The organism is Mucilaginibacter sp. GW821-FHT07H05 (assembly GCF_059418485.1).
In genome coordinates this window covers 241,360-265,648 of record NZ_JBWKPY010000003.1, presented here as the reverse complement: position 1 = coordinate 265,648, position 24,289 = coordinate 241,360, and the positions used below count along the sequence as shown (strand labels likewise).

At 44.7% G+C, this 24,289-nt stretch carries 21 protein-coding genes and 1 other RNA gene; 5 read left to right on the top strand and 17 right to left on the bottom strand.

The window, feature by feature from the left end; translation table 11 throughout:
* Positions 1–79 precede the first annotated feature (79 nt).
* Positions 80–1,552 carry an IMP dehydrogenase gene (gene guaB / locus AC07M6_RS08975; RefSeq protein ID WP_494888671.1) on the top strand — a complete coding sequence of 491 codons (1,473 nt, stop codon included), beginning with the start codon at positions 80–82 and terminating at the stop codon, positions 1,550–1,552.
* A 147-nt stretch (positions 1,553–1,699) separates the two neighbouring features.
* Here guaB and AC07M6_RS08970 read toward each other — a convergent pair whose 3' ends face one another.
* Entirely contained in the window at positions 1,700–2,074 is a 375-nt protein-coding gene (locus tag AC07M6_RS08970) for a PH domain-containing protein (protein WP_494888670.1), read from the bottom strand.
* A 188-nt stretch (positions 2,075–2,262) separates the two neighbouring features.
* Here AC07M6_RS08970 and AC07M6_RS08965 point away from each other — a divergent pair, with 188 nt between their 5' ends.
* Entirely contained in the window at positions 2,263–2,847 is a 585-nt protein-coding gene (locus tag AC07M6_RS08965; RefSeq protein WP_494888669.1) for an LOG family protein, read from the top strand.
* A gap of 677 nt (positions 2,848–3,524) precedes the next feature.
* Positions 3,525–5,153 (top strand): acyl-CoA carboxylase subunit beta, encoded by a 1,629-nt coding sequence (locus AC07M6_RS08960; RefSeq protein ID WP_494888668.1) that lies wholly within the window; start codon positions 3,525–3,527, stop codon positions 5,151–5,153.
* A 68-nt stretch (positions 5,154–5,221) separates the two neighbouring features.
* On the opposite strand, the gene AC07M6_RS08955 is transcribed toward AC07M6_RS08960, so the two are convergent.
* Positions 5,222–8,077 (bottom strand): S9 family peptidase, encoded by a 2,856-nt coding sequence (locus AC07M6_RS08955; RefSeq protein WP_494888667.1) that lies wholly within the window; start codon positions 8,075–8,077, stop codon positions 5,222–5,224.
* Positions 8,078–8,255: 178 nt separating this feature from the next.
* Between AC07M6_RS08955 and AC07M6_RS08950 the strand changes: the two genes are divergently transcribed.
* On the top strand, positions 8,256–8,693 hold the full coding sequence (locus AC07M6_RS08950) for a nuclear transport factor 2 family protein (RefSeq protein ID WP_494888666.1): 438 nt from the start codon (positions 8,256–8,258) through the stop codon (positions 8,691–8,693).
* Positions 8,694–9,812: 1,119 nt separating this feature from the next.
* On the opposite strand, the gene AC07M6_RS08945 is transcribed toward AC07M6_RS08950, so the two are convergent.
* The 11 genes from AC07M6_RS08945 to AC07M6_RS08895 all read right to left on the bottom strand — a co-directional run bounded on the left by AC07M6_RS08945 (position 9,813) and on the right by AC07M6_RS08895 (position 18,857).
* On the bottom strand, positions 9,813–11,192 hold the full coding sequence (locus tag AC07M6_RS08945) for a sigma-54-dependent transcriptional regulator (protein ID WP_494888665.1): 1,380 nt from the start codon (positions 11,190–11,192) through the stop codon (positions 9,813–9,815).
* Between the two features lie 111 nt (positions 11,193–11,303).
* Positions 11,304–11,676: RNase P RNA component class A (gene rnpB, locus AC07M6_RS08940), an RNA gene on the bottom strand.
* A 102-nt stretch (positions 11,677–11,778) separates the two neighbouring features.
* Entirely contained in the window at positions 11,779–12,198 is a 420-nt protein-coding gene (locus tag AC07M6_RS08935) for a c-type cytochrome (protein WP_494888664.1), read from the bottom strand.
* Positions 12,195–12,848, bottom strand: coding sequence for an SCO family protein (locus tag AC07M6_RS08930; RefSeq protein WP_494888663.1), 654 nt, complete (start codon positions 12,846–12,848; stop codon positions 12,195–12,197). The genes AC07M6_RS08935 and AC07M6_RS08930 overlap by 4 nt, the downstream gene beginning before the upstream one ends.
* Positions 12,845–13,252: a hypothetical protein gene (locus AC07M6_RS08925; protein WP_494888662.1), complete on the bottom strand. Its 408-nt coding sequence runs from the start codon at positions 13,250–13,252 to the stop codon at positions 12,845–12,847. The genes AC07M6_RS08930 and AC07M6_RS08925 overlap by 4 nt, the downstream gene beginning before the upstream one ends.
* Positions 13,253–13,267: 15 nt before the next feature.
* Complete coding sequence (locus AC07M6_RS08920; protein WP_494888661.1) at positions 13,268–13,477, bottom strand: heavy metal-binding domain-containing protein; 210 nt, start codon at positions 13,475–13,477, stop codon at positions 13,268–13,270.
* Between the two features lie 2 nt (positions 13,478–13,479).
* Positions 13,480–14,934, bottom strand: coding sequence for a hypothetical protein (locus AC07M6_RS08915; protein ID WP_494888660.1), 1,455 nt, complete (start codon positions 14,932–14,934; stop codon positions 13,480–13,482).
* 4 nt (positions 14,935–14,938) lie between these two features.
* Positions 14,939–17,290 carry a TonB-dependent receptor gene (locus AC07M6_RS08910; protein WP_494888659.1) on the bottom strand — a complete coding sequence of 784 codons (2,352 nt, stop codon included), beginning with the start codon at positions 17,288–17,290 and terminating at the stop codon, positions 14,939–14,941.
* A gap of 228 nt (positions 17,291–17,518) precedes the next feature.
* The gene (locus AC07M6_RS08905; protein ID WP_494888658.1) at positions 17,519–17,893 is read right to left on the bottom strand and encodes a hypothetical protein; all 375 of its coding nucleotides are present in this window, start codon (positions 17,891–17,893) and stop codon (positions 17,519–17,521) included.
* A 94-nt stretch (positions 17,894–17,987) separates the two neighbouring features.
* Complete coding sequence (locus AC07M6_RS08900; protein WP_494888657.1) at positions 17,988–18,449, bottom strand: DinB family protein; 462 nt, start codon at positions 18,447–18,449, stop codon at positions 17,988–17,990.
* A gap of 9 nt (positions 18,450–18,458) precedes the next feature.
* Positions 18,459–18,857, bottom strand: a complete 399-nt coding sequence (locus AC07M6_RS08895) for a GNAT family N-acetyltransferase (protein WP_494888656.1) — start codon at positions 18,855–18,857, stop codon at positions 18,459–18,461.
* Between the two features lie 171 nt (positions 18,858–19,028).
* Here AC07M6_RS08895 and AC07M6_RS08890 point away from each other — a divergent pair, with 171 nt between their 5' ends.
* Complete coding sequence (locus AC07M6_RS08890) at positions 19,029–19,763, top strand: carboxypeptidase-like regulatory domain-containing protein (RefSeq protein WP_494888655.1); 735 nt, start codon at positions 19,029–19,031, stop codon at positions 19,761–19,763.
* Here the strand turns inward: AC07M6_RS08890 and AC07M6_RS08885 are convergent, their stop codons facing one another.
* From AC07M6_RS08885 to AC07M6_RS08870, 4 genes are all read right to left on the bottom strand, one after another.
* Positions 19,764–20,690 (bottom strand): Ppx/GppA phosphatase family protein, encoded by a 927-nt coding sequence (locus tag AC07M6_RS08885; protein ID WP_494888654.1) that lies wholly within the window; start codon positions 20,688–20,690, stop codon positions 19,764–19,766.
* A gap of 163 nt (positions 20,691–20,853) precedes the next feature.
* On the bottom strand, positions 20,854–22,182 hold the full coding sequence (locus AC07M6_RS08880) for an ABC transporter permease (protein ID WP_494888653.1): 1,329 nt from the start codon (positions 22,180–22,182) through the stop codon (positions 20,854–20,856).
* A gap of 3 nt (positions 22,183–22,185) precedes the next feature.
* Positions 22,186–23,088, bottom strand: a complete 903-nt coding sequence (locus AC07M6_RS08875) for an ABC transporter ATP-binding protein (RefSeq protein WP_494888652.1) — start codon at positions 23,086–23,088, stop codon at positions 22,186–22,188.
* 276 nt (positions 23,089–23,364) lie between these two features.
* Positions 23,365–24,036 (bottom strand): hypothetical protein, encoded by a 672-nt coding sequence (locus AC07M6_RS08870; RefSeq protein ID WP_494888651.1) that lies wholly within the window; start codon positions 24,034–24,036, stop codon positions 23,365–23,367.
* Between the last annotated feature and the right edge of the window lie 253 nt (positions 24,037–24,289).

The following is a 24,289-nucleotide window of genomic DNA, read 5'->3' as shown; positions in this document are numbered from 1 at the left end:
TTGCACATCTGCATATTTGCACATTCACACATTAAAACGTACCTTTGCCCGGCAAGTAATCATTCACAAATTATTTGCTATGCACCCACCAGATTCCTCAAAATTTATTGCCGAAGGTTTAACGTACGATGACGTATTGCTTGTTCCGGCCTATTCTGAAGTTTTACCGCGCGAGGTAAATACGCAATCCTACATCACCAAAAAAATCAAGTTGAACATTCCTATCGTATCCGCTGCTATGGATACCGTTACCGAAGCGCAGATGGCAATTGCTATTGCACAAGTAGGTGGCCTGGGTATGTTGCACAAAAACATGAGCATCGCCGCGCAGGCAGATGAGGTGAGGAAAGTAAAACGGTCGGAAAGCGGTATGATCCAGGACCCTGTTACCCTGCACGAAGCGGCATTGGTAGGCGAGGCGGCAAAGATCATGAAAGAGCATAGCATTGGCGGTATCCCGGTGGTGGATGCCGGTGGTATATTGAAGGGCATCATCACCAACCGCGATCTGCGTTTTCAAAAAGATATGACCATACCTGTGAGTGATGTAATGACTAAAAACAACCTCATCACCGCGCCAAAAGGTACAACCTTAACCCAGGCACAGGAAATACTGCAAAGCCACAGGATTGAAAAACTACCGGTGGTTGACGATGCAGGTAAACTGATAGGTTTGATCACCTACCGCGATATACTGAAACTGAAAAACTACCCCTTTGCCTGTAAAGACGATCATGGCCGCTTACGGGTTGGCGCTGCCGTTGGTGTTACCGCCGATACCATGGATAGGGTAGATGCCCTGGTAAAAGCCGGTGTGGATGTAATTGCTATTGATACCGCCCATGGCCACTCAAAGGGAGTGATAGATAAATTAAAAGAAGTTAAAGCCAAATACCCCGAACTGCAGGTAATTGCAGGTAATATAGCAACCGGCGATGCAGCCCGCGCACTGGCACAAGCCGGGGCCGATGCGGTTAAGGTGGGTATAGGTCCGGGTTCTATTTGTACCACCCGTATTATTGCCGGTGTAGGTGTGCCGCAGTTATACGCGGTTTATGAATGCGCACAGGCGCTTAAAGGTACAGGCATTCCCGTTATTGCCGATGGCGGTATTAAACATACCGGCGATATAGCCAAAGCTATTGCCGCCGGCGCCAGCACCATTATGGCAGGATCGTTGTTTGCAGGCGTGGAGGAAGCCCCGGGTGAAAGTATTATATATGAAGGCCGCCGCTTTAAATCGTACCGTGGCATGGGCTCTATCGAGGCTATGGAACAGGGTTCTAAAGACCGTTACTTCCAGGATGTAGAGGATGATATCAAAAAACTGGTTCCCGAAGGCATTGTAGGCCGTGTGCCGTACAAAGGCACCCTGGCCGAGGTGATGTATCAATACGTTGGTGGTTTGCGTGCCAGCATGGGCTATTGCGGCGCTAAGGATATTGATACCCTGCAGCAGGCGCAGTTTGTACGCATCACCTCATCAGGCATCCGCGAAAGCCATCCGCATGATATTACGATTACTAAGGAAGCGCCGAATTATTCGAGGTAGTGATTAGTTAATCGGAGATTAGAGATTAGGATAACAAAAAAGCGATGGGTTTGCCCATCGCTTTTTTTGTTATATCCTTTTGCAGTCGCTCGGCTCCAGCCGAGCGACTGCTGGATAACTAATCTCTAATCTCCGATTAACTAATCTCTACTTCATTCCGCTACCCGATGATTTGGGCAAAAGGCTATCAGAAGTAATGATCTTTAACGCCTGGTCGTTAGTAAAACCTTCTTTAACTAAGGCATCAAAATATTGCTTGTTTAATTTAGCAATCTCCTCTAATTTTCCCGGTTGTTTATAATAATCAAGCTGTGCATCCATTAACGATTTGGCCATGTTGCTCATCATTGGTCCAAAGGAATTCATCATGCCCATCATTCCACCAAAAGGATCATGTGATGATTGGGATGTGACACTAACAGAATCGACAATTTGTTTTGACCTGGCTTTTGGCTTGTTCTGCGCAAATGAGGCTGCACCAAGCCCTAAAAATAAAAGGCTGAGTAATATTGATTTTTTCATGTTGTTTTAAGATGTGGTTTTATATTTGGATACGGTTTCGATTATATAGTTACATCTAAATGCACAAATAGTTTTTTATTAAGATGTTCAGTCTTGCTATGTTTTATAAACTTAGTAAGTCTTGATAACTTTTTCTTCCGGACTTCCCATACTTTACCGACTTTCGGACCAGAAATAAACTAATCTCTATGCAAAGCATCTGTGTCTTCTGCGGGGCCAATTTTAACGGCGACCCGGTATTAAAACAAGCTGTTGAACAATTAGCGCAGGTAATGGCAGCGCAGCATATTGCGTTGGTGTTTGGTGGTGGCAAAGTAGGTGTAATGGGTTTATTAGCCGATGCCATGATAGCTAATGGCGGTAAAACTATTGGTATTATTCCCCAATTCCTGATGGATAAGGAAGTAGGCCACACCGGGCTGACCGAACTGCATATTGTTGAAAATATGCATCAGCGCAAGCAAATGATGAATGATCTGTGTGATGGGATCATCATGCTGCCCGGCGGCTTTGGCACGCTGGAAGAATTTTTTGAAGTGCTGACCTGGCTGCAATTAGGCCTGCACAATAATCCGGTAGGTGTACTGAACGTAAACGGGTTTTACGATTTTCTACTCAAACAAATGGATGTAATGGTTGATCAGCGCTTTCTGAAGCAAGCCAACCGCGATCTGGTGATCACCTCTGCCGACCCGATAGAACTGGTGAACCTGATGAGTAATTTCACGGCCAGGCCGGATGAAGTTTGGTTCAGGGACAGGAATTTGACATAAGTCTTAAGTTCTGAGTCGGGGGTCTTAAGTCAATATACAGACTGAGGACTTGAAACTTAATACTTTAGACTTTAAATCAGAGTCAGGAGTCTTAAGTCAATATACAGACTGAGGACTTGAAGCTTAAGACTTTAGACTTTAAATCAGAGTCAGGAGTCTTAAGTCAATTTACAGACTTTGGACTTGAAGCTTAAGACTTTAGACTTTAAATCAGAGTCAGGAGTCTTAAGTCAATATACAGACTGAGGACTTGAAGCTTAAGACTTTAAATCAGAGTCAGGAGTCTTAAGTCAATAGACAGACTTAGGACTTGAAACTAAAGACTTTAGACTCCTACCACAGGAGTTTTCCTAAAAAACCTGACCAGGTTAAACCGCTTACATAAATATATTAACGTTAGGATAATCATCGCGTTCTTTATTAATAAGTTTAATCAATTAGTTCCTTATACGCCATTCAATTTAAATAGTTTATGATCAAAAGCTGTAGGCTATTTCATCATTTATAATCAAACTAAAACTTGTATTGCTTTTCGGTAGGATGAGCGAGAGATACAAATGTAACAAGTTTTATACTTTAACCAAATTTATTTAGAATTAGGTTTTCCACAAACGCGGTTAAACATTCACGCCTATTTTGCCGTAATTTGTTTAACATTACATTCATTGTAAACCCATATGGATATTGAATTTAATAAGAACGAAGATATCAACAAGCACCTGGTGTTTGACGTAACTACCCGTCTGAAACAGATCTACAAAGGCGGCGGCGAAAAAGCAGCAGCCAAACAAAAAGAAAAAGGTAAAATGCTGGCCCGCGAACGCATAGCCTACCTGCTGGATAAAGACAAACCCTGGCTGGAAGTGGGCGCCTTTGTAGCCGATGGCATGTATGCCGAGCACGGCGGTTGCCCATCGGGCGGGGTGGTTTGCGGTATTGGTTATGTATCGGGCAGGCAATGTGTGGTGGTGGCTAACGATGCCACCGTTAAAGCCGGCGCCTGGTTCCCCATCACGGCTAAAAAGAACCTGCGCGCGCAGGAAATAGCCATGGAAAACCGCTTGCCTATTATCTATTTGGTCGATTCGGCAGGGGTGTATTTGCCTTTGCAGGATGAGATTTTCCCCGATAAGGAGCATTTTGGCCGCATCTTCCGTAATAACGCGCAGATGAGCAGCATGGGCATTATCCAAATCTCGGCCATTATGGGATCATGCGTGGCAGGCGGGGCCTACCTGCCTATTATGAGCGACGAAGCCATGATCGTAGATAAAACCGGTTCGGTGTTCCTGGCCGGATCATACCTGGTGAAATCGGCCATTGGCGAGGACGTGGATAACGAAACGCTTGGCGGCGCTACTACGCATTGCGAAATATCAGGCGTTACAGATTATAAGCACCCTAATGATCAGGCCTGTTTGGATAGCATCCGCAACATCATGAGTATGGTTGGCGATTACCCTAAGGCACGGTTCGATCGCATAAAAGCCGCCGCGCCTAAAAAGGATGAAAAAGAGATCTACGGCATCCTGCCTGATAATCGCGAGAAGCAATATGATATGATGGAGATCATCCATCGCTTAATAGATAACTCCGAGTTTGAAGAATATAAAGCCGGGTATGGGCAGTCTATTATTTGCGGGCTTGGCCGGGTTGATGGTTGGGCAGTGGGTATCGTAGCTAATCAGCGTAAAGTATTAAAGTCAAAAAAAGGCGAGATGCAATTTGGAGGGGTGATCTATTCCGACTCGGCAGATAAGGCTACCCGCTTTATCATGAACTGTAATCAAAAGAAGATCCCCCTGGTGTTTTTGCAGGATGTAACCGGTTTTATGGTTGGGAGCCGAAGTGAGCAGGGAGGCATTATAAAGGACGGCGCCAAAATGGTGAACGCGGTAGCCAATTCGGTAGTGCCTAAGTTTACTATTGTAATAGGTAACTCGTACGGCGCGGGTAATTATGCCATGTGTGGTAAGGCTTATGATCCACGGCTTATTTATGCCTGGCCAACGGCCAAAATAGCCGTAATGGGCGGCGCTCAGGCGGCAAAAGTGTTAGTGCAAATGCAATCGGCAGGTTTAAAGGCCAAAGGTGAAGCGGTAGATCAACAAAAGGAAGACGAATTATTGAAACAAACCACCGACCGTTATAACAGCCAAACCACGCCGTATTACGCGGCAGCAAGGCTTTGGGTTGATGGGATTATCGATCCGCTGGAAACCCGTAAAGTAATATCGATGGGCATAGAAGCGGCTAACCACGCGCCGATTGAGAAAGCTTTTAACGTAGGCATTATACAAACGTAGATTTGGGTTAAAATAACAATGGAGCTATTATCCATAGCTCCATTGTTTTTACTTGTCATTTAAGGACCTTACTTATCCAGTGCCAAACCCCAATCTTTACCCTTATCAACCGCGGGGACGCCCTTGCTCATCCATACCGGCATAGGCGCGCCTTTCAGGAAGTGATCAAAAAACTGCTGTTCGCGGATACTGATATCCTTGCGGTTTTGGCGCAGTACCAGGTTGTGGGCTTCGCCATTATATTGCAGCAGCCATACCGGTTTGTTTAAGCGGCGCAGGGCGGTAAACATTTCAATCCCCTGATACCATGGTACGGCACCGTCGGCATCATTACTCATGATCATTACGGGGGTGTTCACCTTAGGGAAATGGAACAACGGCGAATTCTCGATATACAGTTCGGGTTTTTCCCAAAGTGTAGCGCCAATGCGGCTCTGTGTCTTTTCGTACTGGAACTGCCTGTTAACGCCGCTTTCCCAGCGGATACCGCCGTAAGCCGATGTCATGTTGGCAACAGGTGCGCCAGCCCATGCTGCCGCGTACATATTGGTAGCCGTAATTAAATAAGCCACCTGGTAACCGCCCCAGCTTTGGCCCTGTATGCCAATATGCGCGCCGTCAACCCAGGGGTTTTTCTTCAGCATTTCTACACCAGAGTTAACAAACTCTACAGCCGATTGCCCGGGGTGGCCGGTTTCGTAGCTGATATCCGGCGTAAATACCAGGTAGCCGTTGCTCACAAAAAAGGAGATAGGTAGGCGTGACGGGGTAGGCGAAGGAGGTAAATAGTTGTAAATCGTTTCTGATACTTTCTCGTAAAAATAGCAGATCATCGGGTACTTTTTGTTCGGGTCGAAGTTCTCAGGCTTAAACAGGATCCCGTCAGATTTATAACCCTTTGGCGTAGTCCAGTGCACCAACTCGGCAGTGCCCCAGTTGTAATCGGCTTGCTGAGGGTTAATGGCCGATAGCTGTGTTTCTTTTTTCAGGTCGGCCGAAACATACAGATCTGGCGAATGCTGATAGCTTTGTTTGCTATAGATAAACAGATCGCCCTCCTTAGCTTTTTGCAGCGGACTGATATTATAATCGCCCATTATCACTTTTTCGGGGGCTTTGGTGCTGCCTAACTGCTTTTTGTAATAACCCCATTGCTTGGTTTCGTCGTTTTGGGTTAACAGCCACAAGGGTTGCTTTTCGCTGATGTATTTTAATTCTTCTACACCACCGGCAGCTGCGCCGCCACGACCGCCGCGACCACGGTCTATAAACGGATAGCGGAAGATCAGTTTATTGGCACGGCCCATGCCGTTGGTGAAACTGGTTGCTGCGCCGGTAGCGGCATCAATCTGCCAAATATCAAAGCGGTCGTATAACAACACCGTTTTATCGCCGGCAGTCCAGCCGGCAATGCCGTATGGCCCCGGGTCATCAGGTACATCGTTATCTTCGTCACCCATTTTAGTGCCGGTTGAGGCCGTTAAGTTTGTTTTTTTACCGGTAGCTACATTATAACTGTAGTAAGCCTGGTCTTTTGAATCGAACCAAACCACATAATTGCCAGCCGGCGACATGCTGTAGCGGGCCTTGGTACGGTTAATGATCCTTTTACGCTCGCCTGTTTTGGTGTCTATCAGGTAGGCTTCGTTATAACCGCCGCCGTTCCATTGCGCCTGCACGCGCGATCCGGTATCGGTAGTGCCTAATGCATAACGGGCGTCATTGTTTTCGGGCAGGGTAATTTGTTCAATATATTTATCGGCTAATTGTACCAATTTTTTATCTGCCTCGCCGGGGCGTATTACGGCCAGGTAGCTGCGGCGCAGGTCGCGCTGAAGCGTTTTTAACTGCTCGGGTTGTAGATATTCATCTTTATAGTTCCAGATATCCAGTTTGGCAACTTCAAAATCAACAATAGTGGTATCAAGCGGCTTAGGGATAGGGGCGGTGCCGAAGAAGATACTGCTGCCGTTCCTGCTGAATAATAAGCGCCCTTCACCGGCTACAGCCCATTTAGCCGGCATACCAGCCGAACCAGGGCCTGCAAGTACATCCGCACTGTCTTTTTGGGTATTGTAATAGTATAGTTTAAATGGTTTTACCTGTGCTTTTTCAGGATTCTTTTCGGCGGTAAAAGCCAATTGGCTGCCGGCATCATCAAACACCGGGCTGCGGTAATTACCACGACCAGTGCTAACGGCCTTTAACGAGTCTTTTTCAATATCATAAACAAACATCCCCGATTTGGTGCCTTTTGGCGCGCCACGCAACGGTGCCGTAGCCGCGAATGCCAGCAGTTTGCCGTTTTTGCTTAACTGATATTCGGTTACGTATTTAAAGGTACGCTGTTTGCCGGTTAATAGCTGCTTAAGAGTAAGGTCATCACCTTCGCGGGTGGGCGGGGCAATGGTATTACGCACGGCACGGCGCGAGGTGTCGCTTGCCGCGGGCTTTTTCAACGTATCGGTTTTAGCTGATGCCAGGTAGGCGATAACCGGGGCCTTTTCGGCGATCTTGAACGAACGCACGGCTGGTACTTTGGTAATACTATTGGTGCCCAGCGTAACCAGGCCAAGGGTATCCTTAGGCATTTCGGCCGGGGTTTTCTTTTTGATCTTAGCCATACGTACATCCTTATAAAAAGGACGGATCAGGAAGGCCGCAAATTTAGAATCGGATGTTAAACGGGCGGTATCTGCGCGCGGCACCTGTAGCTGATAGGATTTCAGCGGATCGGTGATCACCAGGTTGGCATCGCCCGCCTGTGGCTTAACTACATATAATATCCACTTGCCATTGTCGCTGATGCTTTGGTTGCTTACAGCTTGCCAGCCATCGTACACCGAATGATCTAAAGGTTTCTTTTGAGCCTGAGCGCCTATATACGCTGCTGATAGTAAGCTTAGCAGTAAAAGTTTACGCATGTTGTTTAGTTTTAATTTGCTGTTACAAGATGCTAAAAATGCCGCTTAGTTAAAAAATGGTACTTAAAAAGTTACATTTAAATATATTTTGCCGAAGAGGTGCTTTCGCTTTTGATAGCTTAAACCCTTGCATATCTGCTGCAGTCAAACTACATTCGTAACCATAATTATAAACCCGATGAAAAAATTATCTCTGTTACTATTTACCTGCATATTATTTACGGCGGGCACCTTCGCACAATCAAAAAACGAAAAGGATGTTGCTGCCGCGGTTGAATTTATGCGTAAAGCCATGGTTGACGGCGACCGTGCCAACCTGACCAAGCTGGCTGCCGAAGACCTGGGCTATGGCCACTCCAGCGGAAAAATACAGAACAAAGCCGAGTTTGTAGAAGCCATTGCCAGCGGTGCATCTGACTTTGTAACCATAGACCTGACCGAGCAAACCATAAAGATAGTTGGCAATACCGCCATTGTACGCCACAAATTAGCCGCCCAAACCAACGACGGGGGCAAGCCCGGCACTGTAGCTTTAGGCATTATGCTGGTATTTCAAAAGCAAAAAGGAGCCTGGTTGCTGCTGGCCCGTCAGGCATATAAGTTGCCTACGCCGTAAATCAGACTTTATATTATACTTGTTATTGCGAGGTATCCCGATAACTATCGGGACGAACTATACATGACCGCTCTTTGAGTGTGCGATTGCTTCGTACCTCGCAATGACAAGTTGGGACTAAACAGGCAAAGCGATCGGAAACTGATCGCTTTGCTTGTTTATCATCGTCGCCGGTTCAAGCGTCCACGCTTGAACCCATTCCTGATTAAGCGTCCACGCTTAATTTAAACGTGAGCGTGTACGTTCAAAATCGCTGTCAAATTGCCTTAATACAAACTTTACGATTTTTTAATGTTGCAGAACAGGGTATAATTTAATCGTTTTGTTAAAAACTAAAATGTTAATAACACAGCACTAAATCGGCATAATGCGCTTGTAATCAATATAGAAGCAATTAATATCAATGTTGATAACTACCCGATAACTGTTAATAAGCTGTTTGTAAAAACGATGATATTTTACTTGACAGATATAGGTTTAGCTGCTACCTTAGATAACATCAAGAACGACGTACTTTGACAGCCTTACAGTAATACAACGTATGAATCGGGTGAACCTTCGGGGGAACTAAAGATCATAAAGAGTTTGCTGAGTTACCCAGAAACACAAAGGCCGAGAGGCTTCTAAACTGAAGGGGAGACTAAAACAGGCATTACGCTGATCGCAGGCGACCACGGTAAGAAGCGAAAACAGGTAACAGGTGCTACATAATATCGGCGTTGGCATAACGAAGATAACAGAAGCGCGGCATCAGGCAGCTTGCAAAAGCGGCGGAAGCAGAGCGGACGAATTTCGGAAGGATGCGGAAGACAATGATAGGAGTACACCGGTCAGAACTACACAAAACTTGGTGCCTTGAGCGCGACTACGGTTGCACGCAGGGTTGGAAACGGGAGATCAATTCGAAAGATGCGGCTCCCGTTTTCGTTTTATACGGATTTTTTCTGGGGATAGTGGTGATTTAACCACAAAGGGCACAAAGGTTTTCCACAAAGAGCACAAAGCCTTATTGGGGGTACAGCGTCATCCTGATTTTTAAATTAAAAAAAGCCACAAAGTCTTTGTGAACTCTGTGGCTTCTCTCTTTGTGCCCTTTGTGGTTAAATCACCATCAAAAAACTATTCCCCTCTCTTCAAACCGAATTTTTCGATCTTACTGTATAGGTGGCTTCGTTGGATATCAATATCATCAGCGGTTTTTGATACGTTCCAGTTGTTTTTTTCGAGCTTGAATTTGATGTATTCGCGTTCGGCAAAATCCTTGTACTCCTGGAAGTTCTTAAACTGGTCGAAATCGGTTTGGGGCGCGGCTGCTGCTCCGGCGGTCGCGCTAACCGGGGCCGATGGATTAGCAAAAGCCCTGACATCGTTATCGGTAATTACTTTATCGCTCAGGATCACCAAACGTTCAACCATATTACGCAACTCGCGGATGTTGCCGGTCCATGGCAATGCCTTTAATGCTTCGATACCGGCTTCGGATACTTTTTTTACCGGCATACCATAATCGTTGCAAATCTCTTCTAAAAAGTTTTGCGTAAGCAGCGGGATATCGTCTTTCCGCTCGTTCAACGGCGGTACATGGATCAGGATCACACTCAGGCGGTGGTATAAGTCCATCCGGAAGTTACCTGCTTCAATTTCTTTTAAAAGATCTTTATTGGTTGCCGCTACTACGCGTACATCTACTTCAATCTCCTTTTCGCCGCCTACCCGGGTAATTTTACTTTCCTGCAGGGCGCGTAATACTTTCGCTTGCGCGGATAGGCTCATATCGCCTATCTCGTCTAAAAACAAAGTACCTCCCGTGGCCGATTCAAACTTGCCGATCCGCTGTTTTACAGCCGATGTAAACGAGCCCTTCTCGTGCCCGAACAATTCGCTCTCGATCAATTCGGAAGGAATGGCCGCACAGTTAACCTCAATTAAAGGCGCGTTGGCCCGGTTAGATTTTTCGTGCAGCCAGCGGGCCACCAGTTCCTTACCACTACCATTAGCGCCGGTGATCAATACACGGGCATCGGTAGGGGCAACGCGGTCAATCGTTTCTTTTATTTTATGTATCGGTTGCGATTCGCCCAGTATGGCGCGGGTTTTAGAAACTTTACGTTTTAAAACTTTTGCCTCGGTAACCAAACTGCCCCTGTCCAGCGCGTTACGGACGGTAATAAGCAGCCGGTTTAGATCGGGTGGTTTAGAGATAAAGTCGAACGCGCCTTTTTTGCTGGCCTCTACAGCGGTTTCAACCGTACCGTGGCCGGATATCATGATAAAAGGAAGATCGGGTTTGATCAGCAATCCTTCGGATAGCACTTCCATGCCGTCCATCCGGTTCATTTTTATATCGCAAAGTACCAGGTCGTAATCGTTATCCCGTATCAGGGCTAATCCATCAATACCGTTATCAATATCGTCTACTGTATAATCTTCGTATTCTAATATTTCTCGCAAGGTGTTGCGGATTGCCCGCTCGTCATCAATAATTAAAATTTTCGCCATTCTGTATCTGGTGTGAAATGTTTCGGGTTAAATATAGGGATTTGTATAGTAAACAAAACACTTTGCAAATTGTGTTAAAAAAAATGCCCCCTTTTTTACAAGGGGGCAAATATCAGCAGCAAAGCTGTAAGCCGGGTTCTGTTTCGCCTTGCGGCGACTTCTATCATTAATCTGTTCTGTACATTGCTGCACAGCTTAAACGACCTACCCATGCCGGCATTTCTTGCGAAAAGGAAGCGAGCAGCTCCGCGTCCGACACCTATTTGGTCTTTCAACTCCTGAGGTTTACCGCAATCCCGGTCGCCCGGGAAAGCCGTGAGCCCTTACCTCACGTTTTCACCCTTACTTCTTGCGAAGCGGTATATTTTCTGTGGCACTTGCTGTCGCCGGCTGACGGCGCCTTCCCGTTAGGAAGCAGGATGCTCTGTGTTGCCCGGACTTTCCTCCGCCCGCCTAAACGGGCAGCGATAGAACGATTTGCTTTGTACAAAGGTAGGGAATAAGTTGGGAAGTCTGAAGTTCTAAGTCTGAAGTCTGAAGTCCAAAGTCGGAAGTTACTTAGGACTTAGGACTTCAGACTTAGAACTTACCTGCATTTCTTCAAATCCCGCTCTACATCATCCGTACTCATTAACCCGGCTTTATTGCCGAACGAATTGGTGACATAGGTTAACACCTGCGCAATCTCTATTGGGCTGAGTTCTGTTGGCGGCATTTTCCCGTCAAACTCCATATGGTTAATGGTTATTTTGCCATCTAATCCATTTTTTAAGCAGCAGGCTAAGTATTTTTTGTTGATTTTAAGATAAGCCGTATCGGTTAGCGGCGGAATAAGCGCGGCCAATCCCTGGCCTTTATCGCCATGGCAGTTTTGGCAATGGCTTTGATAAACGGCCGCTCCGGCCGAATAATAACGGTAATACTCTACCTGCTGCTCGCTTTGACAAGAAACCATCACCGCTATCAGCAATAAAATCGATCCTATAATGGCGCCTGTCCTCATCATTGTGCCATACTTTGATCGGGTTCGGCCTGCAGGGTTTTAATATCGGCAATCAGTTTGGTCACCTGGTCGGGCTGGGTGCCGTCGTAACTTCCGCGGATATGTTTTTGCTTATCGATCAGGATAAAATAGCCATCGTGTACATGTCCGCCGGGGGCCGATTTATCCTCACCGGCCATGCTGAGGTAGCTGGTTGCCAATTTATAGGTCTCTTCTTTTTTTCCCTGTAAAAACCACCAGCTTTGTCCGGTAATACCCAGCTTATCAGCATACTTTTTCATCACCGCTACGCTGTCATATTTAGGATCTATGCTATGCGATATGATCTTAAAATCGCTTACGTTTTTAAACTCGTTATATACATTCAGCATATTACGGTGCATCACCGGGCAAATAGACGGGCAACTGGTGAAAAAGAAATCGGCCACGTAAATTTTACCGTTCAGGCTTTTATCGGTAATGCTATCGCCATACTGGTTTACAAACTTAAAGGCTGGTATAGTTTGATAAATGGTGTCTGTCTCTGTTTTACCATTCACCGTTTTGGTTACCGCATCGCGGTTGCCAAGTATAGGTAAGGCATTGTTTGTTTTTGATTTACAGGAAGCTATAATTATAGCTAAACCTGTTATTACAAATATTGTCTTTTTCATTTTGCTTTAAGGTATTTGCCGGTTTTATCAAGCGCGTTACTAATCAACGAATCTACGCGCTGTATTTGTACTTGCTGATCTTGCAGGTACACCATTACATCCGTATGCGATTTGCCTGTAAAATCCGGATTAAATTTGTGCATCCAATCTTCCATTGCGGCATCGGCTGTGGTTAGTTCCTTCTTTAAATCACCCACCTTTACCATCAATGCCGAATCGGTTGTGGCTTTGGTCAGGCTATCTAATGTTGCTTTGTACTGCACAATCAATTCGCTTTTGCCCATCACTTTATCGTGAATTTTGATCACGTCGTCCATCGTCTTTTTTTCTTCAGCTTTTTCATCCTTACAGGCGCTAAAGGTGCATGCTATCAGCAATGTTGCTATTAATATTTTTGTTTTCATGTGTTGGATTTTTAATTATTTGTCTTTTTCTACCAGTTCCATTCCGCATTTGGGACACAGGCCGGGTTTGTCTTTCAATACATCGGGATGCATGGTGCAGGTATATTGTTTTACAATTTTATGGTTTTTTCCATCAGCAGGCACATTTTTTTTCTGATTGGGATTACTGCAGCCCGCCGATATCGCAATTAGCGCAAATAGCCCCGCTATGATATGGTTTTTCATGATCATTTGTTTTTAATAAAGGCTGCAAAGCCAAATAAAGCTACCAAAAGTACGCTTAATGCCGACAACATGCTCACTACATCCCTAATATCCTTGCCGGCCCAGGTCATCCAAAAAAACTTATGCAGGAAGATAAATGAGAGGCCTTCGGCACGATCAATCCCCGCAACGTGCGCTGCCAGTTTAGATGTGCCGGTTTCTATGTACCAGTTATCGTTACCCGGATAAATGACCATTTGCACGGGCAGGCGTTTGTTGATAAAACCATACTCGTTAGTAAACTGCCTTATGGGCGTTGCCCTTGGTGTAGCTGATTTGCCCTCATACACATTTGGCCACATATAAAAATAAGTCAGGTAATCGGCATATTCCCGGTCACCGTCTGGGGACAGTTTGCCATCGTTTGTATTGTAGTAAAAGATATTCTTCTTGATATCAGTATTTTGGTAATAGCATTTTTCAAATATCTTCACTATGGCTTGTTTTTTAATCAAGCTATCCGCTATGGGCAAATGCAGGTTATCCAGCTTCAAATCGCCGCGCTTAATTAGATATTCATAGGATTTATGCGCAGGGCTGGTATTACGCAGCTTCACTAATAAATGGAACCCTGCACTGATAAAAAACAGCAGCATTAAAAAAGATACGATCAACCCCAGTTGCCGGTGATAGCGGTGTACCCAGCGTTTATCATCCGTGTTATGTGCATTACGTTTTTGGGCTATCTCTTTAAAGCGGTTCCAAAATAAACCGTAAACAGTTATGCCGCTCAACAATGCCAGTAACATGATGCATACCACACCAATCATCACCGCTAACCTTATTTTATCGCCAAATAAGGCGGCCAAAAAATCCCAGGTATGCAGTTGTTCAAATACCCAAAGGAAGGCTTTGCGGGTATTGTTATTAAATGTCCCCATGCGGCTTTGCCCGGTTTCTATGTAAATGTCCATTCCGTCCGGCCTGTCAAAGCTTACCTTCCATACAGGCAACAGATGGTTAATGTACTGATATTGACCGTCGAAGTTTTTTTGCAGCGTGACGGATCTGATCTTCGATATGCTATCCTGTGTAAAATAGCGGGCCAGGTAAATGGCATAATCACGGTCGGCGTTGGGCAGAAATTTGCCATCCGTTGCCGAGTAATAATAGTAAGCGCTATCCTTTTGCAGGATCTGGTAATAAGTGTCCTGATTAAATCTGACCAGTCCGAAATTACGGAATTCGGTCATATGGTTTTGATCCATCACCTGTTGCAGGTTAAGCGCCGGCTTCAGCTCACTTTGTACCGGCTGCTGATAAGTTTCCACAGGGAGGAAAGGCCTGAACCAGTTAGACATGAAGGGGTGTGATAAACCACTGATCGTCCAGCCGATAATGGGTACCAATGCTATCAGCCCTAAAATGCGATGCCATTTGTAAAGACTGCGGCGAAGATTGCTTGTTGATTTTTCCATCAATTTAGTTTTTTGAGAATGAATAGCTGATACCTAAAGTACAGATGCGCGGCGGTGCAGCGTTATAGGTATCACCATATTGGTTGCTGGTTACGGTGGTGGCGTATAGTTGATTAGTTAAATTCAATACATTAAACCAAATACCTATACCTTTTAGCGCGTCGTGCTTAAAATCGTAACCCATGCGCAGGTTATAGATCTCATAACCGCTATAAGTTTTAGTATTGGCCGGATTAGTAAAGTAATGATTAATATGCTGCCATTCGCCCGAGACGCGGAAGCCTGAAAAACATTCAGGTTTATAAGTGATCTCTGAATTGGCTATCCAGGCAGGGGCGTTGTTCATGCGGTTGCCATTATAAACCAGGCTGTAATTTTGCCCGGTGGCGTAGTTTGTCCGCACTTCACTATAATCCAGATAAGTATGGCGGGCATTAGTGCCGTTAAACCTGATGGTTAATTGCTTAACAGGAGCGTAGGTTATCGCATATTCTATACCCCGGTGCCTGGTTGCACCCGCGTTTTGGTTTTGCGTGGTATTATCGGGGAGCAGCTGGTTAATGATCTCGTTACGGCCTTCCAGATCATATATGCTTACCTCTACAAACACTTTTTTGTCCAGTGCGGAGAACCAGCCTCCTAATTCATAATTATTAAAGGTGGCCTGCTTTAGCGGGGTTACCTGGCGCGAGCTATACAGGTCGCCCGTCTCCGGCGGCTGGAAACCGACGCTATAATTGGCGTATAAACCTTTGTTATTACCCAGGTTATAAGTTAAACCCAGCTTTGGCGCAACAATGTTAAAGTTATTGGTTTCCTGCTGTTTATATTTTGTATTTGATGCCGGCAAACTATTAATAAAGGCATAGTGCACACGATCGTACCGTAAGCCCATGGTTATCCTTACAGGATCTGACGGCCTGATCTCATATTGCGTGTAAGCTGCATAATTGAATAGTTTGATATGGTAATCGTCAATATAAGTACCTGTATTGGTGAAACCGGTGTAATAGTTATTAGCTACATCTTTTTGGATGTTGAGGAACTGCGCATAGTAACCGCTCGGACTGTCATCCAGATAAGCGCCAACAATTAAACGGGAGCGGAGGAAACTAAAATTAGCACGGTGTTGTGCCAGTAAGCCATAGCTTTTAAATTTCTGATCGTTTACCTGCCCGTTGGAACTAAGATAAGCACCGCTTGCACTCCGCATATCCGAGATATAATAACTGGGTAATTGCGCGGTTGAGTTATCACGGTAAAAAGCGGTAATAAAAGTACTGTTCTGCACATTCCAATTATGCTCCAACCGCGCGTTGGCCCTGAAGGCGTTTACCTTACGATAGGTGAAGCGCTGGTTGCTGCCATAGCTGCGGCTATAAAAGCGGGTACTATCTAAACTGCCCGGTGTTTGGGTATCGAGGTTATTGTATGATGCGGCCGCGGTTAATTTTGTATGATTATCAAAATCGTAAGTGGCTTTCAGGTTGGCGGAGTACTTGTCAAAATCAGAATAATCCTGCCAGCTATCCTTTTGATGGGCGATATAACCACCGGCATACATGCCAAATTTGCCCGAACTAAAGCCGCCGTCAGCATCAACACGGCGGTAATGATAGCTATCGCCCTGTATAGCCACGTTACCCGCATAACCCGATGGCGGATTTTGTGTGATGAAATTCACCGCGCCGCCAACCGAATTGCTGCCGTATAATGATGATGCCGGCCCTTTGATCACCTCGATGTCACGTACGTCCGACATATTGATCTCGTAAAGGGAATTATGATTGAAGATCCCCGTGGGGCGGATAGGGAGGCCATCTTCCATATACAGATACAGCGCGTTATAAGTAATAGGCTGGCGAATGGCCATGGTATGCTGCTCGTTACCAAGGTTAACCATGTAAACGCCGGCTACCTTGTTCAGCAATTGGTATAGCGCCGTGGCTTTTGTATCCTGTATCTGTACAGAGCTGATTTTACTGATGGCGATAGGCGCATCCTGCCGTGCCTGTCGCTCGCGGTTGGCCGAGATAATAACAGGCTGCAGATCTATGGATGAACGGACTAATCTGATATCTAATACATCACCCGATGGTATATTTTGCATACTAACAGATTGGTTGGTATAACCCATCAAACTAAACTGTATATAGCCTGCTGAATGTGCTGTCAGGGTAATGCTGTACCTGCCTTTGGCATCGGTTGTAGTATGCTGCGCGTTATCGCTTGTACTGATGGTTACACCCGGGAGCCCCTCATGTGTAATGTCATCGGTAACTGTGCCTTTTATGGTTTGGCAATAGCCCGGAATTGATAGGATGGAGAGATAAATACAAATAAGAATTTGCTTCATATAAGTTAATTTAATAATCTGTATTACAGATTATTATTAAATAATAAACTAAAGGATTGGATAGGAGAGAATTACACTTGCGCTCGTTTGTAACGAGTGCTTCATACTGCATAGCGATTGCATCGCAAGGCGTCGCAGACGCCAAACCATGTTAAGCACTCGTTACAAACGAGCGCAAGCATGTAACAAGGTCAGCATGACCTATTTTATCCTATCTTAAAAGAAAATTTATGAAGCAAATTGCGGAGGGCGCAACAGATTGAGCGGTACGTTTTGAAGCGCCATAGCCTTATACCGGTCGGGGAAAACCTGCAGCAGGACGGATGGAAAATTTATCTTATTTACCGATGGGCAGAAGACCTGCTGTATCAGGTTTTTTTGCGTTTGTTGCTCTTCGCTTTTTTCCTTGTCTTCGGCCAGCCTGATCTTTTTCATCAGATAACAGCGTCCGTTACAGTGTAATTGGGGTTTGTCGCGGTTTTCGCAAAGGGTGCTGGCAATGTATTTTTGGTTCATTTCAAAGCCTGCAAATACAAACAACCGGGTAAAATTAGCCGCCAGGGTGCAAAATATCAGCAATATGATTATACCGCGTTGAAACATCGGTGCAAAGGTAACAGAAACAGCGGGTGTTTTAAAGAAATTTGCCGATATCCCTGCTGTTATGGTTCGGCAAGTTCAGCACCATAATATCCGATTATAATCCCCTGGCATAGAAAATATAATCGGTAACCGGTAATTGCTCCACCCCGGCAAACTTTAACTGGTACCCCGCTTGTGCCCGGTGATGGGTACCGTGGTTGATGACATGTGTCAGCACATCACGTATTACACTGGTAAAGGTATCGCCGCGTAAGTTTTTGTAAGTGATGGTATCATCAACATTCTTATCCTGCAACTCATTCAGGTAATCTATCCAGTCCTGGTGGTTTTTCCCGGTAATTTCAATCATTTCTTCGGCCGACCAATCGGGCCATAGCGGGCCTGTGGGCAAGGGGTGGTTTTTACAACGCAGCAGCCATACTTGCTGCGCAGCCAGCATATGGGCCATTAAACCGGCCGCTTTACCGGTATCCATGCCCGATGCTATCATGGTATCCAGGATAGCTAAATTGGTATGGCTATCGTAATCAAACAGTGTTTTAAAGTGAGCGATCATGTTAGTCAATTATTTATTACGCGGGATGATGAAACCATTTTTAACAGCATCCATGCCAATTTTGGGGTAATAATCCATAGCTGCCGGGGCCGATAGCAATAGCAGCATACTTTCCTCGCCAATTGCTTCACGGGTTAGGGCTACCAACTTTTTACCAATGCCAGCTTTTTTATATTCTTCACGGATAGCCAGGTCAGACAGGTAGCAGCAATAACAAAAATCAGTCAGCGAGCGGGCCACACCAACCAGCAGGTCGCCATCCCAGGCGGTTACAAACAGGTTAGAATTATCATACATTTTTTGGATCCGGGCCTCGTCCTTAGTAGGGCGGTTAAGGCCGGCGCTTTCATACAGGCTGATAACCTGTTGAGTGCCGGGTTTTATGGTAGTGCTGTAAGTGATGCTCATGCTTGTGATTTGCTTGAGGTACAAATGTAAAAAGAGCCCGGATTAATCGGGGTTCTTTTTAAAAGTTATTGGCGATGATTTAGTGAATTTCATTTTTTTATCAGTCGGTTATGGAAAAGCAGATGGTAAAGCATCATGGTAATATTAATTATCCATTAAAATAATCAATATATGCAGCCCATTACCAAAATCACTATTCCGCAACCCTGCCACGAGCACTGGGATAATATGACTGAAAGCAACAGTGGCCGTTTTTGTGGCAGTTGCAGTAAAACGGTTGTTGATTTTACAAGCATGACCGACCGGCAGGTTATTGATTACCTGTCCGCAGCGCATCAAAAAACATGCGGGCGCTTTAGTGAAGCGCAGTATAGTGCCATCAATCATCGTTTATACGCGGATAATTTGCCATCGGCCAGTTGGTGGAAGCGAGTGGTTTTAGCGGTGACCATGCTGACATCGGCACAGTACCTGAAAGCGCAAACTGCACCTGCAAAGCCAAACACCGAACAAGCCCCTATCAGTATTATGATGGGAAAGGTCGCGATAGCTTCCAAAGACTCGACTTACCACACCGTAATTGGCGGTATTATTGATGCAGCCGACAAATCGGTATTACCAGGTGTTACCATTAAAGTGGAAGGAACAACTATTGGAACGATGACCAATGCCGAAGGTAAATTTATGTTACGGGTTCCTGTATCTGCCACCCGGTTGGTGGTTTCTTTTGTGGGTTATAATAGCCAATCCATCCTGATCGATTCTAAATCTGAACAAATACAGCCGATAGCTTTAAAAATGCAGGCGGCATTAATGGGTGAAGTAATTGTAGTAAAAAGAGCTTCCTTTTTTACACGTGTGTATTACCGTTTTATCAAACGCCCTATCAGGAAAATTTTTGGTTGATTATCCCAGCAAATCCATCAAAACCCCTTCTTTAAGCGAATACATGGACATAGCCACCTGATCAATCTGCAGCCTGTCCATCATATAGCGGGTAATCAGTGAGGCTACCACAATCATATCTACCCGTAGCGGAATAATGCCCCTGGTGGCTTTCCGTTCATCGTGCGATGAAGAGATCAGCCGGGCGGTTAATTCCATAAATTCGTGCGTGTTAAATTCCATGCATTTAATGGCTTTCAGATCGAACGGATGGCCTTTCTCCAGTTCTATCACTTCGGCAAAGGTCTCGAACGCGCCCGATGAGCCGATGAGTTTTTTGATGGACACATTTTTTGTCGCTTCGAAAAGAGGAGCGAGGATATGATCGAGATAGGCCTGCAGGTTACTGATCGCTTCGGCGGTTATCGGGTCATCGTGGTGGAATTTGTCCATTAACCGTGCCGCGCCAATTTCAAAGCTTTGTTTCCAGCTGATATGATCCTGATCGCAAATAATAAACTCAACGCTGCCGCCGCCAATATCAATGATCAGCGTATTCTCGTTTGATAAGCAGCCCGATGCTTTAACGCCTTTGTAAATATAAGCCGCTTCACGGTCGCCATCTATCACTTCAATACTGATACCTGTATTTTGCTTTACCTGTTCAATAAAATCGGGGCCGTTTGATGTGCTGCGCAAAGCAGATGTGGCTATGGCTTTAACCTCCCCAACATCATACCTGTCCATGTTTTGCCTGAATTTCTCCATGGTTTTAATACCGCGCTCAAAAGCATCAGGCTGAATAATCCCTTTGTTAATACCACCCTGCCCCAGGCGTACAGGTTCGTACAAATGTAAAAGCTCCTTTGGGTCGTCAATATTTGCTTCGGCAATCAACAGGTGAAAAGTGTTGGTGCCAAGGTCCATTACGGCTATAGGTTTATTCATGTAGCTGTAAAACTAAAAAATCCCCGTAAATGTTTTAGCAAAATTTACGGGGATAGTAATTGTTGATATTGTTTTGGGTTTGGTGTGCTGATTTAGAATTTAACCACAAAGGCCACAAAGAGAGAAATCACAAAGGGCACAGAGGTATATTCAATTTTCTTTACTATTCTTTATAAAAAAACCATTTGGTCAGTTCCTTGTAGCTGGTCTTTTTACCGTACATCAGGATCCCTACACGATAGATACGCGCGGCCACCCAGGTGGTAAATAAAAACCCAATGATCATCATAAAAGCCGATAGGGCCAGTTGCCAGTCGGGCACGCCGAAAGGTACCCGCACCATCATAGCCACCGGGGCTGTAAACGGTATCACTGATAACCAAAATGCCAATGAACTATCCGGATTATTGATCAAAAATGCAAATGAGAGTATATACGTAAACAGCAGCGGTAAGGTTATAGGGAACATAAATTGCTGTGTTTCTGTCTCACTATCAACCGCCGAACCTACCGCCGCAAATAGTGCGCTGTAAAGCAGGTAGCCGCTTATAAAATAAAATATAAAACAGCTTAATATGAAAGTAAAGTTAATCGTATTCAGGCTGTCGTAAAACTCAATAACAGGGCTTTTTGGAGCGGTAGTGGGTGCTGCTACAGCTGTTTTTTCGCCGGGTTTATGATAGGTTTTTTCCGTTTGAACAGGAATCTTATCTTTCATAAATACCTTGCCGGCAATGATAGTTACACCGGTTGATAATATGATCCACAGCAAAAACTGGGTTAAGCCAACCATGCCTACACCAATAATTTTACCCAGCATTAACTGGAAAGGCTTAACCGAAGAAACAATAACCTCGATAATGCGATTGGTTTTTTCTTCGATAACCCCACGCATCACCTGCGCGCCATAAATAAATAAAGAGATGTAGATCAGTATGGCTCCAGCAATACCTGCGCCATAAGCCGCGCCTACACTGCTGTCCTTCACACCATTGTCGGTTATTTCTAAAGCTTTAATAGAAATGTCGGTTTTTATCGCCCTTAATTTAGCGGTATCAATACCTGCCTTAACCATGCTGTAGTCGCTGGCAATCTGATTCATCTGGTTTTCAATATCGTTTAAGATACTAAAGTTAGGCTTGCTTTGCGATAACATTTTAACCTGGCCCTTTTTGGTATAATCGGCAGGGATCTGTAATAAAAAATCATCTTTATCCTTTTTTTCATTTGCCTTAGCCTGTTGTGCCGCGTTTGTAGCATCTATAAACTGTAAATTCTTTTTATTGTGAAATTTACCCTGAAAAATACCACTTTCGTCATGTACGCGTATTATGTGGGCGGTGTTTATTTCGTCGCTATTGGCAACTATCAGGAAAATTATACCATACATAGCCAGTATTAACCCGGGCACCAGCAAGGTCATTACCACAAACGATTTCTTTTTTACACGCGTAAGGTATTCGCGTTGTATAATGAGTAATACTTTATTCATGGCTTATTTATTCTGGTTTACTTTATTAATAAATACTTCGTTAAGGCTGGGGATCACTTCCTGCAGCATAGTGATATGCACTTTGGGGATCAGGTATTGCAATATCTCGTTTGATGTTTTTCCGTTCAGTTTAATCCGCATGGTATGGGTATCCATACCGGGCAGGTCTTCTATCAAATCAAACGGTTGGTTGCCGTCAAGGTTCAACTTATCGCCGCTATATTCAACCAAATAAGTATCGTTACGGTACGAGTTGCGGATATCGCGCACTTTGCCGTCCAGTATTTTTTTAGATTTATTAATAAGGGCGATAGCGCTGCACATTTCCTCAACCGATTCCATCCGGTGGGTACTGAACAGTATGGTAGCGCCTTTTTTATTCAACTCCAGTATCTCGTCCTTTATCTCTTCGGCATTTACCGGGTCGAACCCGCTAAACGGCTCATCCAGAATGATCAGTTCGGGTTCGTGCAAAATAGTGGCCACAAACTGGGCCTTTTGCTGCATCCCTTTCGATAGCTCCTCTACTTTTTTAGACCACCAGCTTTCTATCTTCAGTTTTTCGAACCAGTATTTCAGGCGTTTGCGGGCCTCGTCGCGGCTTAAGCCTTTCAGGCGGGCCAGGTATATCATCTGCTCGCCGATCTCCATTTTTTTATACAGGCCGCGTTCTTCTGGCATGTAGCCAATGCGTTCGATATGACTTTGGTTCAGCTTTTCGCCATTGAAAAGTATTTCGCCGCTATCGGGCGCGGTAATTTGGTTGATAATGCGGATGAGGGAAGTTTTGCCGGCGCCGTTAGGGCCTAACAGACCGAAGATCTGCCCGCTTTCAACTTCTAAACTTACATCGCTTAACGCGCGATGCCCGGCGTATTGTTTAACAATATTACGGATGCTTAACATTTTTGGTAGTTCAGTTATTTTAGTGTGATTTCAATTTTAGATGAAAGTACAACTATTATGTTACATTTAAATGCCGGATTATTTTAGTGTGATTTCAATAGAATAGCAGTTTTCCGGGCATACCAAAAGCAAACGGGTTATTGAATTTACCACATCAGATGAAGCGCCCGTATATCAACCGGATGAAGATAACCTGCTAATTTTTACCCGGAAAAGGCTGAGCAATACGTAGTATCAACAGACAAATAAGCAAGCAGTGGCCTAAATTGATGTTTGCTATTTTATATTATAACTCACAATAGTTTGTCGGGCAATTACCTGTGTGCCAAAATAAACGTCAACTTCAATTATGCCAACGCCTTTGGCTACAAAGTATTCAACTACGCCATCGGTAACAAATTGGCCACTGCTTATGGTTGATTGGGATTCTACCCGGGTATGGATCACATTTTTAAAAGATTTTCCGTTTACTGTTTTAGTAGCGCCTTTTTCAACTATGGTACCAACAAACTGGATGTCAGTACCAAAAATAGGGCCGCTGTAATTGCCCTTGGCAGTATAGGTGCCGCCAACCGGCAAAGTATCGTCCAGGTAAGTTTCTTCAATATTTTCTTTGGGGTCGGTTTCTTCATTAAGACTGGCATACCTACCGTTACTGTGACCGAAAAAGCCTTCGGAGGTCTCTGTTGATGAGACGGCCAGGCATTTATAATATACGCGGCCGTTAAAGGTTTTAACATCACCGGTCATGGTCATAGTAATCTGATCAAGCGCGGTTTGCCCTGCTACCTGTATACTATATTTCCAGGTAGAACCTTTAGTTACGGGTTGATAACTATCTGAATTGGTTGTACCGCCTTCGGCATTGGGGCCAACAACTTCTTTTAAACCGCAGCCTGATGCGAATAATAAAAAGGCGATTAATGTGATAGGGATAAGGTTTTTCATATTGACGCGAAAATAATAAAATCTTTTTAAAAGCCAATGAGATAGTTAGTTATAACAGGTAAACGCATCTAAATCATTTAGTGAAGGGCACAACATTTAGATGTTTTTCAGCGTCAAAAAAATGTGTTATTTAGGGTTAACACGTTTAAAAGTTAAAATATTGACTATCAAATATTTGTATCAAATTATGCGTGAATTGTGTTAAGTTGTGTTAACCCAAAGTTTGATTTACAGGCGTGCTGTTGTTTGCCCT